This window comes from Cryobacterium sp. Sr3 (genome assembly GCF_004402835.1).
Classification (GTDB): Bacteria; Actinomycetota; Actinomycetes; order Actinomycetales; family Microbacteriaceae; genus Cryobacterium; species Cryobacterium sandaracinum.
In genome coordinates this window covers 190,858-203,370 of record NZ_SOFA01000025.1, presented here as the reverse complement: position 1 = coordinate 203,370, position 12,513 = coordinate 190,858, and the positions used below count along the sequence as shown (strand labels likewise).

Here is a 12,513-nt window from a genome sequence, read left to right as displayed (position 1 = left end):
ACGTAAGAGATGAGGGCCTCCGTTGCATCGTGTTGAGTGTGGTAACCCAATCGATACCGGAGGTCCTCACCTTTTTAGCTCACGCCACGCTCACAACCTGTGTGGGAACAACATCTAGCCGCCCAGCCGCGCGCCCGGCGCGGCGATCAGACCTTCTGCACCGTGATGGTCCAGTGGGCGTCCCCGACGCGATCGAAGTGGGTGACCGGGTAGCCGCTCTCCGCCGCCCAGCGTGGCAGGGCGTCCGTCGCTTGCGTGCAGTCGAAGTTGATGGTGAGCTCGTCGCCGAGGTCGAGCTTTTCGATTGCGGCTCCGGCCTCCACGAGCGGGAACGGGCAGACCTGACCGTCGGTCTCAAGTACGTACTGTGCCATGTCGGGCTTCTTTCTTCTGGTTGGCTGCGGGGTTGCTACTGGTTGGCCGGAACGCGAGCGGGGGAGACCCCTACCCGCGCGGACCCGGTGATGAAGAGGCGCGTCGCGGCGCCGGTGCCGATGATCATGAACACCAGCGCCACCCAGCCCTGGAGGCCGAAGGTGGCGGTGTCGACCATGCCGTTGCCGATGGTGCAGCCGCCGGCCAGGCTGGCTCCGACGCCCATCAGCACCCCGCCGAGGATGCTGCGGATGGTGGTGGTGACATCGGGCAGCCGCACCCGGAACTCGCCGCTGCCCTTGGCTGCGATGAACGAGCCGAGCAGGATGCCGATCACCAGGTACACTCCCCAGTCGATCAACTGGGGATCGCCGCGCACGAGGTAGTTGACGATGTTCGAGGACGGCCCGGTGATACCGAGCCCGGACTCGCGCCCGGTTGCCCAGCTGAGCGGCCAGGCGAGGATGGCGAGCGGCGCGATGATCAGGGCGGTGGTGAACGCGCCCCATTTCTTCTCGAACAGGAGATGCCGGATGCCGCTCGTGCGGGCCGGGAGCGAAGCGACCGGCAGGGACGACCGCAGCCGCAGGTGGTGCCGGGCGAGCAGGCCGACGCCGGTGACGAGCACCGCGACCAGCACCCACGGTGAGATGCCGAGGACTCCGTGGATGGTGGAAGCCTCCACGGTGATACCGCGCAGCGCCGCGACCGGAGCGGACAGCGCGCCCGTCTTCGAGATGGCGGAGAAGAGGGCGTAGAAGATCAGGGCGAACCAGCTGCCCACCAGACCCTCGCCGGCGCGGTAGTAGGTGCCCGTGGCGCATCCGCCGGCCAGCACGATGGCGAACCCGAAGATGAACGCACCGATGATCGTGGCCAGCCAGGCGAAGGGCTGGGGGTCGAGGGTGATCACACCGGCAGCGTCGAGGGCGAAGACTCCCACACTCTGCACCGCGATGACGATCAGAAAGGCCGTCAGCCAGCGGGTGCTGCCCGTGAGCCACAGGTCCCGGAAAGCGCCGGTGACGCAGAACCTGCCCCGCTGCATGGTGAAGCCCAGGGCGACGCCCAGGCCGAGTCCGGTGAGAAGCATGTCGTGTCCCCGTCCATCAGAGGCCGCACGCCGTGTGACGGCGACTCCCCAGCGACGTTACGGGCCGGCCGGCGGCGCTGCTCCCAGACGTCGCGGCATAACGAAATGAGACGTAACACTTGACAACTCCGTACCCGCACTCGTCCGTGCGGCCGCAACCCCCGAAAGCTGTCGACTCGGGGCAGCAGGACGGCGGGGTGGCAGGGTGGCGGGCTATGGAGCGGGCGCCACCGTCTCGCCGTCGGTCGGCAGCAGCAGGTCCGCGGCGCCGAGGCACTGGCCCGTCGCGGGGATGTTACCCACGGCCTGCGCCAGGTCTACGAGCACCGTGGACCCGCTGACCTTGTCCGAGTCGATGACCAGTTCGGTGGCCGGGTCGCGGCCGTAGGTGGTGTAGCGGTAGAGCGGGGCATCCGAGTCGTCTTCGATCCAGTCGATGCCGTTGACCGTGAGGCAGGGGAGCGTCGTCGGTGGGGGCACGGCAACGCCGCAGTGCAACAGGACCGCGCTCGGGGTGCCCCACGCGCCCGTGGCCTGGGCGTTCGTCTCACGTTCCGGAAGCGAGGCCACCGAGGTCGGAAGGCGAACGATGAGGTCGGCGCAGGTGGGATTGACGGCATCCGCGGCCGGTTCCAGCGGCACGACCGCCGTGCAGCCGGTGAGGAGCACGGTACCGGCGACGAGCGTGAGCGCGAGGCCGGTGTGGAGGAAACGGATGCGGGGAGTCATTGCATTCAGGCTACCGTTTGAAGCATGACGAATTCTGCGGGCGCGATGATCCCCATGAGTGCGACGCTGGCCGACCTGAGCGAAGGGGAGGTTCTCGCCCGGATCTTCCCGCGACTGCCGGGCTCCGCGGCCCAGCTCCTCGGCCCCGGCGACGACGCCGCCGTGATGCGGGCCCCGGACGGGCGCTACGTCGTCACCACGGACATGATGATCCAGGGTCCGGATTTCCGGCTCGCCTGGTCGTCCCCGCACGACCTCGGCTGGAAGGCCGCCGCGACGAACCTGTCCGACGTCGCCGCCATGGGGGCCCGTCCCACCGCACTGGTGGTGGCGATCGCCGCCCCGCCGTCGACGCCGATCTCGGTGATCGAGGGCATCGCCGACGGGGTGCGCGACTGCTGCGAGGCGCTGGCCCCCGGCTGCGGCGTCGTCGGCGGCGACCTGTCCGCGTCCGACGCCCTCACGCTCGCTGTGACAGCCTTCGGCGACCTCGAGGGACGCGAGCCCGTGCTGCGCTCCGGGGCGCGGCCAGGCGACGTCGTGGTCCTGGCCGGGCGCCTCGGTGAGGCCGCCCGAGGCCTGGACCTGCTCTTCCGCCTCGCCGTGGACGAAAACGGTGTTCCGGATGCTGCGCTGGCGGACGCACTGCGGGCGCAGCATCCTGAGGCGGTCGCCGCGCAGCTCGCACCGGTGCCGCCCATCGACCGAGGCCCGGCCGCCGCCGGCGCCGGTGCGACCGCGATGCTGGACGTGTCCGACGGACTCGCCATCGACGCCGGGCGCCTCGCCCGGGCCAGCGGCGTGGGCATCGACTTCGACCGGTCGGCCCTCGGCGAGAATGTCGAGCGTTCCCTCGGCGGCGGCGAGGACCACGGCCTGCTGGCCACTTTCCCGCCGGGCGCCGTGCTGCCGGCCGGCTTCCGCGCCGTCGGCGTGGTGACGGATGCCGCAGGCTCGGTCCTGGTGGATGGCCGCCCCCACGACCAGGCCGGTTGGGACCCCTACCGCGGCTGGGACGGCGCCGTCGCCTGAGAGCGCCTCAGGCCGCCGGCAGCACGGGGGAGGCGTACCAGACGGTCGTGTCGCCGTAGTCCTTGCGCCGGTCGGATGCGAGGCCCGCTCCCCAGACCGGTTCGGGGGAGCGCGAACTGCGCTCCACGATGACGAGTGCGCCCGGGTCGAGCAGCGGCGCCAGGGCGGCAAGGTTGTGGCCGAGCTCGGTCTCGGCCAGGTCGTAGGGCGGGTCGATGAAGACCAGGTCGAACCCCTCGCCGGTGGCCGCGAGGAACGACTGCACGGCCTGGCTGCTCACCTTGATCTTCGGGGCGCCCCGCCCCGGTGCCGCCCGCAGCACGGCCTCGGTGTTCTTGCGGCACATCTGCGCGGCGCCAAAGTTGTTCTCGACCAGGGTCACGATGCGCGCTCCCCGGCTGGCCGCCTCCAGGCCGAGCCCGCCCGACCCGGCGTACAGATCGAGAACCCGAGCGCCACGGATGATGTCGCGCGCGTCGAGGGCGGAGAAGATCGCCTCCCGAACACGGTCGCTGGTGGGGCGGGTGCCGGTCTTGGGCACCGCCAGGGGCAGGGAACCGGCAAACCCGGCGACGATTCGCGTCATAACCTGTCGAGTTTATCGCCCGTCGGCGGCCGCGGTCGCGGTGCACTCGCGCCGACGCGGTGCCGTATGTCGCACGTGCCGCCTACGATCGAGACATGACCGATTCGGAGGCTGGGGAGACTCTCGCCCCGGTGACCCTCGACAGCAAGCTGGCCACCGTGGTCGGTGGCAAAACGGCCGTCGCCCTGGGCAAGGCCTTCGGCTCGCACACCGTGGGCGATCTGCTCAGCCACTACCCGCGCCGCTACGCCCGCCGCGGCGAGCTCTCGTCGATCAGCCTGCTGCCGCTCGACGAGAACGTGACCATTGTGGCGGAGATCCGCTCGGTCGAGGAACGCCCGATGAAAGCCCGCAAGGGGTCGATCGTCGAGGTGAAGATCTCCGACGGCCGCGGCATCCTCAGTCTCACCTGGTTCAACCAGTCCTGGCGGGCCAGGCAGCTCCAACCCGGCATGCGCGGAATGTTCGCGGGCAAGGTCACCGACTACCGGGGCCACCTGCAGCTCACGCATCCGACCTACAAGCTCTTCGGCCCCGGCGCCGACGACGAACCCGAGATGCCCACGGATGCCGCGGCCGCCAAACTCTGGATCGAGCAGCCCGTCGCGATCTACCCGGCCACCAACACCGTGGCCAGCTGGCAGGTCGCGCAGTCCATCGCGATCCTGCTGGACAGCGTGGGCCCGGTGCCCGACCCGATCCCGCCGGGGCTGCGCGCCGAGCGCGGGCTGCTGCCGCAGGGCCGGGCCTTCGAGCTGATCCACCGCCCGGAAACCGATGCGGACTGGCGCCGCGCGAGGGACACCCTGCGGTTCACCGAGGCCTTCGTGCTGCAGAGCGCCCTGGTGCAGCAGCGGCTCACCGCCCGGCAGCAGCACTCCACCCCGCGCGTGGCGTCGTCCGGCGGCCTGCTCGAGCGCTTCGACGCCGGCCTGCCCTTCAGCCTCACCGCGGACCAGCAGGGCGTGGCCACGGAGATCTCCGCCGACCTTATCGAGACCCACCCGATGAACCGGCTGCTGCAGGGTGAGGTCGGATCCGGCAAGACCGTCGTGGCCCTGCGGGCCATGCTCACCGTCGCCGACACGGGCGGCCAATCGGCTTTCCTCGCTCCCACCGAGGTTCTGGCGGCCCAACACCTGCGCACGATCGTGCGGTCGCTCGGCCCCGAGCTGGCGGGCACGCTGATGCCCACCCTGCTCACCGGGCAGCTGCCGGTGGCAGAGCGCCGCAAGGCGCTGCTCCGAGTGGTGTCCGGACAGGCCAAGATCGTGATCGGCACGCATGCGCTGCTCGGCGACAAGGTCACGTTCTTCGACCTCGGACTGGTCGTCGTCGACGAGCAGCACCGGTTCGGCGTGGACCAGCGCGAGGCGCTGCGGCTGAAGGGGGCCGTGCCGCCGCACGTGCTGGTGCTCACCGCCACCCCGATCCCGCGCACCGTGGCCATGACCGTGTTCGGCGACCTCGACGTGAGCACGATCGCGGAGCTGCCGGAGGGGCGGCAGGGCATCGAGACGTTCGTCGTGCCTGTGTTCGAGAAGCCCGGCTGGGTCACCCGGGTGTGGACCCGGCTGGCGGAGGAGCTCGCCCAGGGCCGCCAGGGTTTCGTGGTGTGCCCGGCCATCGCCCCGAAACAGCTCGAGGAGGGCGCGGAGGTCGATCCCGAGGCTGCAGCGCCGGCATCCGTCGAAATGGTGCTCGCCGAACTGCGTCGTATCCCGGCCCTGGCCTCTGCCCGCATCGAACCGCTGCACGGGCGCATGACCAGCGAAGAGAAAGACGTGGCCATGCGCGCGTTCGCGGCCGGTGAGATCGACGTGCTCGTGGCGACGACCGTCATCGAGGTCGGCGTCGACGTGCCCAACGCCTCCGCCATGGTGGTGCTGGACGCCGACCGGTTCGGCGTCTCGCAACTGCACCAGCTGCGCGGCCGGGTGGGCCGCGGCGGCGTGCCGGGGCTCTGTCTCCTGGTCACGAGCGCGGAGGCCGAAACCATCGCGCGCGAGCGGGTCGAGGCTGTCGCTGCCACCCTCGACGGGTTCGAGTTGGCCCAGGTCGACCTGGAGCTGCGCCGGGAGGGCGATGTGCTCGGCAGCAACCAGTCCGGGGGCCGCTCTTCGCTGCGCCTGCTGAGGGTGGCGACCGACGGCGACCTGATCGGGGAGGCCAGAGGCCATGCGCAGCGCCTGAGCGAGCACGACCCGCACCTCGAATCGGTCCCGGCGTTGCGGGAGGCGGTGCGGCGGCGCCTCGACGACGCGGAGCGGGCCTCGCTCACCAAGTCCTGATAGCAGGATCGGAGCGCGCTCAGGCACCGTTCACGCACTGGGGCTAGGGTGATCGCTATGCGCAGGATCGCCGTCGTCCCCGGTTCATTCGACCCCGTCACGCGGGGTCATCTCGACGTGATTGAACGGGCGTCCGGTCTCTTCGACGAACTGCACGTGCTCGTCGTGCACAACCCCGGCAAGACGGCTCTGCTGCCGATCAGCCAGCGGGTTTCCCTGCTGCAGCGGTCCATCCTGGACGCCGGGCTGCCGGGCAACATCGTGGTGGCCTCCTGGGGCATGGGGCTGCTCGTCGAATACTGCACGGAGGTCGGCGCAAGCGTGCTGATCAAGGGCATCCGCTCACAGGTGGACGTGGCCTACGAGACCCCGATGGCGATCGTGAACCGCAACCTCGCCGCCGTGGAAACGATCTTCCTGCTGCCGGACCCGGCCAACGCCCACGTGTCCAGTTCCCTGGTGCGCCAGGTCGCCGCGCTCGGCGGCGATATCACCCCGTATGTGCCGCCGGCCGTGGCGGCGTTCCTGCAGAAGACACGCGTGTGAATACGTCGCCCCTGCGCTCGGTTTCCGTTCCGGCGCTCGCCGGGAACGTGGGCGGCCCTGTCGCCGACACGGACGACGAGACCCTGATGGGCCTTCCGGCCGTCGAGGCTGCGGCGCGTGCGATCATCCGCAATGTGGAAACCGTCATCGACGGCAAGCACACGGCCGTCACGACGGCTCTCACGGTGCTGCTGGCCCAGGGGCACCTTCTGATCGAGGACGTTCCCGGCGTCGGCAAGACCATGCTGGCCAAGGCGCTGGCCAAGTCCGTGCACTGCACGGTCAGCCGCGTCCAGTTCACCCCCGACCTGCTGCCCTCCGACGTGACGGGCGTGTCGGTGTTCAACCAGGTGGACCGCCGATTCGAGTTCAAGCCTGGCGCCATCTTCGCGAACATCGTGATCGGGGACGAGATCAACCGGGCGAGCCCGAAGACCCAGTCCGCGCTGCTGGAATGCATGGAGGAACGCCAGGTCACCGTCGACGGCTCCACCTATCTGCTGCCGCTGCCCTTCACGGTCGTGGCCACCCAGAACCCGATCGAGATGGAGGGCACCTATGCGCTTCCCGAAGCCCAGCGGGACCGGTTCATGGCACGCATCTCGATGGGGTACCCCGACACCGAGTCCGAGCTGATGATGCTGGATGCCCGAGACACGTCGAGCCCGCTGGCCGGCATCGAGGCGGTCGTCTCCGGCGCCCAGCTGCGCGGAATGATGACGGCCGTACAGCGGGTGTTCGCCTCTCCCGCGGTGAAGGAGTACACGGTCAGCCTGGTGCGGGCCACCCGCGACGACCGCGACCTGCGCCTGGGCGCCAGCCCCCGTGCCACACTGCAGCTGATCCGGGCGGCCAAGGCCCAGGCGGCGCTGCACGGCCGGGACTATGTGCTGCCCGACGACATCGACTCTCTCGCCGTCGCCGTGCTCGGGCACCGCCTCGTGGCGAGCAGCCGGGTGCTCGGCCACCATCAGGACAGCGGCCCGGTGGTCGACGACATCGTTCGCCGGATCGTGGCGGCCACCCCCGTTCCCGTCGGTGCCACCGGGCATCCCTGACGCCATGCCGGCGAAGCAGCGGCGCGTCCGGTTTCCCCGGGTCACCCTTCGAGGCGGGATGTTCCTCGCCGCGGGAGCCGGCCTTCTGCTGCTCGCCCTGCTGACGAACCAGCGCGACCTTCTGTTCATCGCCGGCGTGCTCCTGGCCATCCCCGTCGCCGCCCTCGGGTACGTCTCGATCCATCCGGTGCGCCTGCGCGTCACCCGGATGCTGCGCCCACCGGTCGTGCCGGCCGGCGGCGAGGTCGTCGTGGGGCTCGGGGTGCGGAACCTTTCCCCCCGGCCCCTGGCGGGCCTGCATCTGCGGGACACCGTGCGGGGGCGGGACGCCGGCGACGCCGGACTGACCGTGCCGGCCGGAACGCCGCTGCCGGCCCTCGACCGCTACGAGGGCGGCCCGGACACCGGTGCAGACAGCGTGAGGTTCGAGTACCGGTTCAGCTTGCCCCGGCGGGGTCTCTACGCAACGGGCCCGGTGCTGATCGGGCGTTCGGATCCGTTCGGCCTTGCCTCGGGCGAGTGGGCCGTGGGGGAGCCGCACGACCTGGCGGTGACGCCCCGGGTGACCGCCCTGGCCGGCCGGGGCCTCACCGGCACCCTGAACGACGGCGACGTTCCGGAGCGGCTCCGGCACCTGAACCACAACGCAGACCCCTTGATCGCGCGCGAGTACCGGCCGGGCGACCCGCTGCGCCGCGTGAACTGGCCGGCCACGGCCCGCCTGGGCGCGATCATGGTGCGGCAGGAGGAAGAGCAGAGCAACCCCGGAGCCCGACTCGTGCTTGACACCGCGCTGCGCGGACGCCGCGGCCGCCCGACCGTCGTCGGTGCCGACACTGGTGCCGGTGCCGACAGCGGCACCGATCTCGGCGGGCCGCGCCTCGAGCAGGCGTTCGAGGTGGCCGTCGAGCTCGCGGCATCCGTGGGGGTGCACCTGCTGGCGGCCGGCTACCGGCTCGACCTCGTTGCGCTGGGACCGAGCCTGTCCACACCGAGCCTGTCCAGTCCCAGTTCGGGCTCGTCCGGCAGACTGGCGAGCCCGGGTCAGGCGAACGCCACCCCGGGGCGACCCGGCGGCCGCGGCGGCCTGCGCGGCGACCCTCCCACCGTCTTCCTGCCGCCGGGCGGAGTCGCGCTGCTGCTCGAAGGCCTGGCCGGGGTCAAGCCGGCGGACCCGCCCGACCCGGCGGAGACCGCCGAGGACGAAGCAGAACAGACGTACACGTTCGGCGGCCCCGCAGTGAAGCCCGGACCCCCGGCATCCGTCGAACCAGGTACGCCCGAGTCCGGGACCGCCGCGAAACTCAGCACGCTCGTGGTGCCCGGCGGGCTGCTGCCGACCTTCGCGGTGCTCGTCGCCGTCGACGACCGGGATCTAGCCGAGCTCGCCGACCTCGTGTCCCAGAGCCGCCCCGCGGTGGCGTTCGTGCTGCCCACGGTGCGAACGGATGCCGTGCGCCGGCTGCGCGAGGCCGGCTGGCGCTGCATCCCCGTGCACCAGACCCCGGACATCCCCCGTGCCTGGGAGGACTTTATCGGCGCGAGGAGGCCCCTGAATGACGCCGTCTGACCGGGTCGCTCCCGACCAGGCCGCTCCCGACCAGGGCACTCGCACCGCCTGGCGCGACCCCTCCGCCCGCGCGGCCCGACTCAAGCGGGCGGAGTGGCCCCTCGCGTTCGCACTCCTTTTGCTGTTGGTCGTGGCCGACGCCGGCCTCGGGCCGCTGCTCGAGGGCACGGGCTGGTGGTGGCTGATGACGTTCACGGCCGCCGGCGTCCTGCTCGGTTCCGCCGGGTTCCGCCGCGCCGGCCTGCCCGTCTTTCTCGGGTCGCTCGCTGGATTAGGGGTTCTTGTGGCGGTCCTGACGCTGCTCTTCGGCGCCGGAAGCGGCTGGCTCTGGCTGATCCCGACCGGGGAGACGATCGACCGGTTCCGCGATCTGGCGCTCTCCGGGGTGGTCTCCATCGAGCAGCAATCGACGCCGGCCGAGGCGACCGCCGGCATCCTGTTCCTGCTCAGCGCCGGCGCCGGCGTGATCGCGATCCTGATCGACACGCTCGCGGTCATCCTGCGCGTGCCCGCGCTCGCCGGACTGCCCGTGCTGGTGCCGCTGCTCGTGCCGGGGCTTGCCCTCGGCCACGAGGCCAACCTGGAGGCCCTCGTGCTCACGGCCGCCGCCTACCTCCTGCTCCTCCATGTCGAGATCCGGATGCGCCGAGCCGGCAGCCTGCCCGGCCCGCCGGTCGTAGCGGGGCCCGGCACGGTCGCGCCCGGGCGGCGCCACGTGCCCGGCTCTTCTCAGGGAGCGGTCGTCGTGGGCAGCGTCGCGATAGTGGCGGCAATCGTGGTCAGCGTCGCCACGCCCGTCTTGCCTGGGGGCAGCCTCACGCGCGCGCGCCCGGGCAGCAGCCTGCTGTTCGCCAACGGTGTCAGCCCCATGATCAACCTCGGTCAGGACCTGCGCCGGCCGGACGCCGAACCGGTGCTGCACTTCCGCACCACGGCGACTCGGCCGCCCTACCTTCGGCTGCTGACACTCGATGAATTCTCGGGCCGCAACTGGACCGCCGGGGAGGCGCCCAGGAGCCGCGCGAACGCCGTCGACGACATCGACCTGCCGCCAGGGTTCTCACCCGATATCAAGACGAGCGAGACGATCACGACCATCGGCATCGACAACCTGGCCGCCCGGTGGCTGCCTACCCCTGCGCCGCCCCGCTCGGTGACCGGCCTGCTCGGCGCCTGGTACTGGAACGAGGCGACCGGGTCCATCACGAGCCCCGGCGACACGACCCGCGGCCAGGAGTACACCGTCACCGCGCTCACGTTGGAGCCGACGGCGGAGCAGTTGCGGGAAGCCGAGGGTGCGTATCCGGCGGAGATCCGGCGCAGCCTGAGGCTGCCAGCCGAGACTCCGGCCCTGATCGGCGACACCGCGCGTGAGGTCACCGCCGGCACCACGAGCGCGTACGAGGCCGCGCGGGCCCTGCAGGACTACCTGCGCGGCAGCGACTTCGCTTACGACACCGAGGCTCCCGTCGAGGCCGGCTATGACGGTGGCGGCATTGACGTCGTCAGCACCTTCCTTGAGGTGAAGACCGGGTACTGCGTGCACTTCTCCTCGGCGATGGCGGCTATGGCCCGCTCGATCGGCATCCCGTCCCGGATCGCGATCGGCTACCAGCCCGGGTCGCTGTCCGCGTCGGGTTCCGTCGCCGGGGTCGGCCGGTACAGCGTCGACACCCACGACCTTCACGCGTGGACGGAGATCTACTTCGAGGGCGTCGGCTGGGTGCCCTTCGAGCCCACGCCCGGCCGCGGCGCCGTGCCTGCGTACACGCAGGACAATGCCGTCACCGTGCCGCTGACTGATTCCGGCCAGGCCGGCCCGTCGGACGCGCCGCGCCCCGAGGACCTCGGCGGCCAGAACGCCGCTGACGCCCAGGCCGACGCTTCTTCGCCCGCGGACTCGCGTGGCGGCATCATCCGTCTCGGCCTGCTCGTCCTCGGGACGTTCGCGCTGCTCCTTCTGCCGGCCCTCATCCGGGTGACCCGGCGGATGCTGCGGCGCCGGGGCCTCCTGTCGGGGCAGAGCGGGGCCGTGGAGGCGTGGCGTGAGGTCAGCGACACGGCGGTGGACCATGGCGTCTTCGTGCGGGAGACCGAGACGCCGCGCGAGCTCGCCGCGCGGCTCCGGGTTCTCATCGGCTCGGTAGGCGGTACCGAGAGCGTTACGGAGGGCGCCGGTCCGGGCGGGGGAGCCGCGGCCGAGGCCCTCGACCGGCTCCTCGTGGGAGCGGAGCGCAGCCACTACGGGCGACCGGGTGACGACGCGCAGTCCGCGCGGGCGGCGGAACGCGTGGCCGACCTCGACGTGGTGCTCCGCGGCATCCATTCGGTGTCGGGCCGGCGCCTGCGGGTGCGGGCGACGCTGCTGCCGGCATCGCTCTGGCGCCCCGGCGAGCGACGAATCGGACGCCCAGCCGTGAACGCGTAGAATCTTCCCTCGTGAGTAGATTCAAGAAGACCCCGTACAAGGTCGATGTGCGCGACCTGATCAACCGCCCGGGCACCATGCACGAACGACACCTCGAAATAGTCGTGCCGGGAGACCTCGGCGAGAGCCTGGTCGCCGTGAAAGCCGGCTCTACCGTGATCGCGAACCTGCGCCTTGAAACCCTGCACGAGGGCATCCTCGTGTCGGCCCAGGTGTCCGGAATCGCCGCCGGAGAGTGCGGCAGATGCCTCATCGACGTCGAATTGCCGGTCCAAGTCGAGTTTCACGAGCTTTTCGCGTACTCTCTAGACGAAGCTTATGAAAGTGAAGTTCAAGATGACCACGTGGATCTTGAACCTCTGATCAGGGATGCGGTGGTGTTGTCACTGCCGTTCCAGCCGGTTTGCCGGCCGGATTGCCCAGGTCTCGACCCCGAGACCGGTGAACGGCTTGCCGAGGCCCCTGAGTTCCTACCCGAAGAAAAGCGCGATCCCCGGTGGGCCGCGCTCATGGAATTCCAAGCTTCCGAAAGCAGCGGCACGGATGAAGACATCCAGGCTGAAACGGATAGAGAAGAGAAGTAGTCATGGCAGTCCCGAAGCGCAAGCAATCACGCTCCAACACCCGTTCACGTCGTTCCTGCTGGAAGGCCGAAGCGCCCACCCTGGTCAAGACCATGGAAAACGGCAAAGTTGTCTACAGCCTGCCGCACCGCGCCAAGGTCGTCACCGACGCAGCCGGCACGGCGCTGTTCATGGAATACAAGGGCCGCAAGGTCGCCGACGTTTAGTCTCGTCGTGCTCGA

12 protein-coding genes are annotated in these 12,513 nt (G+C 70.6%); 8 read left to right on the top strand and 4 right to left on the bottom strand.

The window, feature by feature from the left end; all coding sequences use genetic code 11:
- Positions 1-146: 146 nt before the first annotated feature.
- From E3N94_RS07035 to E3N94_RS07025, 3 genes are all read right to left on the bottom strand, one after another.
- The gene (locus tag E3N94_RS07035; protein WP_134371621.1) at positions 147-374 is read right to left on the bottom strand and encodes a sulfurtransferase TusA family protein; all 228 of its coding nucleotides are present in this window, start codon (positions 372-374) and stop codon (positions 147-149) included.
- A 35-nt stretch (positions 375-409) separates the two neighbouring features.
- Positions 410-1,468 carry a YeeE/YedE family protein gene (locus E3N94_RS07030; RefSeq protein WP_104103039.1) on the bottom strand — a complete coding sequence of 353 codons (1,059 nt, stop codon included), beginning with the start codon at positions 1,466-1,468 and terminating at the stop codon, positions 410-412.
- Positions 1,469-1,681: 213 nt separating this feature from the next.
- Positions 1,682-2,197 (bottom strand): DUF3515 family protein, encoded by a 516-nt coding sequence (locus E3N94_RS07025; RefSeq protein ID WP_104171675.1) that lies wholly within the window; start codon positions 2,195-2,197, stop codon positions 1,682-1,684.
- A gap of 24 nt (positions 2,198-2,221) precedes the next feature.
- On the opposite strand from E3N94_RS07025, the gene thiL reads away from it, so the two are divergent.
- Positions 2,222-3,229 (top strand): thiamine-phosphate kinase, encoded by a 1,008-nt coding sequence (gene thiL, locus E3N94_RS07020; protein ID WP_241986114.1) that lies wholly within the window; start codon positions 2,222-2,224, stop codon positions 3,227-3,229.
- A 7-nt stretch (positions 3,230-3,236) separates the two neighbouring features.
- Here the strand turns inward: thiL and rsmD are convergent, their stop codons facing one another.
- Positions 3,237-3,815, bottom strand: a complete 579-nt coding sequence (gene rsmD / locus E3N94_RS07015; protein ID WP_134341767.1) for a 16S rRNA (guanine(966)-N(2))-methyltransferase RsmD — start codon at positions 3,813-3,815, stop codon at positions 3,237-3,239.
- 95 nt (positions 3,816-3,910) lie between these two features.
- Between rsmD and E3N94_RS07010 the strand changes: the two genes are divergently transcribed.
- The 7 genes from E3N94_RS07010 to rpmF all read left to right on the top strand — a co-directional run bounded on the left by E3N94_RS07010 (position 3,911) and on the right by rpmF (position 12,498).
- Positions 3,911-6,106 (top strand): ATP-dependent DNA helicase RecG, encoded by a 2,196-nt coding sequence (locus E3N94_RS07010; RefSeq protein ID WP_134341766.1) that lies wholly within the window; start codon positions 3,911-3,913, stop codon positions 6,104-6,106.
- A 57-nt stretch (positions 6,107-6,163) separates the two neighbouring features.
- Positions 6,164-6,652 carry a pantetheine-phosphate adenylyltransferase gene (coaD, locus tag E3N94_RS07005; protein WP_104103054.1) on the top strand — a complete coding sequence of 163 codons (489 nt, stop codon included), beginning with the start codon at positions 6,164-6,166 and terminating at the stop codon, positions 6,650-6,652.
- A gap of 86 nt (positions 6,653-6,738) precedes the next feature.
- Positions 6,739-7,710, top strand: a complete 972-nt coding sequence (locus E3N94_RS07000; RefSeq protein WP_134400775.1) for a MoxR family ATPase — start codon at positions 6,739-6,741, stop codon at positions 7,708-7,710.
- 4 nt (positions 7,711-7,714) lie between these two features.
- A complete protein-coding gene (locus E3N94_RS06995; protein ID WP_134371613.1) occupies positions 7,715-9,280 on the top strand; it encodes a DUF58 domain-containing protein in 1,566 nt (521 codons plus the stop codon).
- The gene (locus tag E3N94_RS06990; RefSeq protein ID WP_134569987.1) at positions 9,267-11,708 is read left to right on the top strand and encodes a DUF3488 and transglutaminase-like domain-containing protein; all 2,442 of its coding nucleotides are present in this window, start codon (positions 9,267-9,269) and stop codon (positions 11,706-11,708) included. Before E3N94_RS06995 ends, E3N94_RS06990 begins: the two co-directional genes overlap by 14 nt.
- Before the next feature lie 11 nt (positions 11,709-11,719).
- A complete protein-coding gene (locus E3N94_RS06985) occupies positions 11,720-12,292 on the top strand; it encodes a DUF177 domain-containing protein (RefSeq protein ID WP_104171681.1) in 573 nt (190 codons plus the stop codon).
- Positions 12,293-12,294: 2 nt separating this feature from the next.
- The gene (rpmF, locus tag E3N94_RS06980; RefSeq protein WP_066596228.1) at positions 12,295-12,498 is read left to right on the top strand and encodes a 50S ribosomal protein L32; all 204 of its coding nucleotides are present in this window, start codon (positions 12,295-12,297) and stop codon (positions 12,496-12,498) included.
- The last annotated feature ends 15 nt before the right edge of the window (positions 12,499-12,513 follow it).

Bases quoted from the DNA above. Each gene is read 5' to 3' on its own strand.
- E3N94_RS07035 (WP_134371621.1), bottom strand. From the start codon at position 374: ATGGCACAGTACGTACTTGAGACCGACGGTCAGGTCTGCCCGTTCCCG.
- E3N94_RS07030 (WP_104103039.1), bottom strand. From the start codon at position 1,468: ATGCTTCTCACCGGACTCGGCCTGGGCGTCGCCCTGGGCTTCACCATG.
- E3N94_RS07025 (WP_104171675.1), bottom strand. From the start codon at position 2,197: ATGACTCCCCGCATCCGTTTCCTCCACACCGGCCTCGCGCTCACGCTC.
- thiL (WP_241986114.1), top strand. From the start codon at position 2,222: ATGACGAATTCTGCGGGCGCGATGATCCCCATGAGTGCGACGCTGGCC.
- rsmD (WP_134341767.1), bottom strand. From the start codon at position 3,815: ATGACGCGAATCGTCGCCGGGTTTGCCGGTTCCCTGCCCCTGGCGGTG.
- E3N94_RS07010 (WP_134341766.1), top strand. From the start codon at position 3,911: ATGACCGATTCGGAGGCTGGGGAGACTCTCGCCCCGGTGACCCTCGAC.
- coaD (WP_104103054.1), top strand. From the start codon at position 6,164: ATGCGCAGGATCGCCGTCGTCCCCGGTTCATTCGACCCCGTCACGCGG.
- E3N94_RS07000 (WP_134400775.1), top strand. From the start codon at position 6,739: ATGGGCCTTCCGGCCGTCGAGGCTGCGGCGCGTGCGATCATCCGCAAT.
- E3N94_RS06995 (WP_134371613.1), top strand. From the start codon at position 7,715: ATGCCGGCGAAGCAGCGGCGCGTCCGGTTTCCCCGGGTCACCCTTCGA.
- E3N94_RS06990 (WP_134569987.1), top strand. From the start codon at position 9,267: ATGACGCCGTCTGACCGGGTCGCTCCCGACCAGGCCGCTCCCGACCAG.
- rpmF (WP_066596228.1), top strand. From the start codon at position 12,295: ATGGCAGTCCCGAAGCGCAAGCAATCACGCTCCAACACCCGTTCACGT.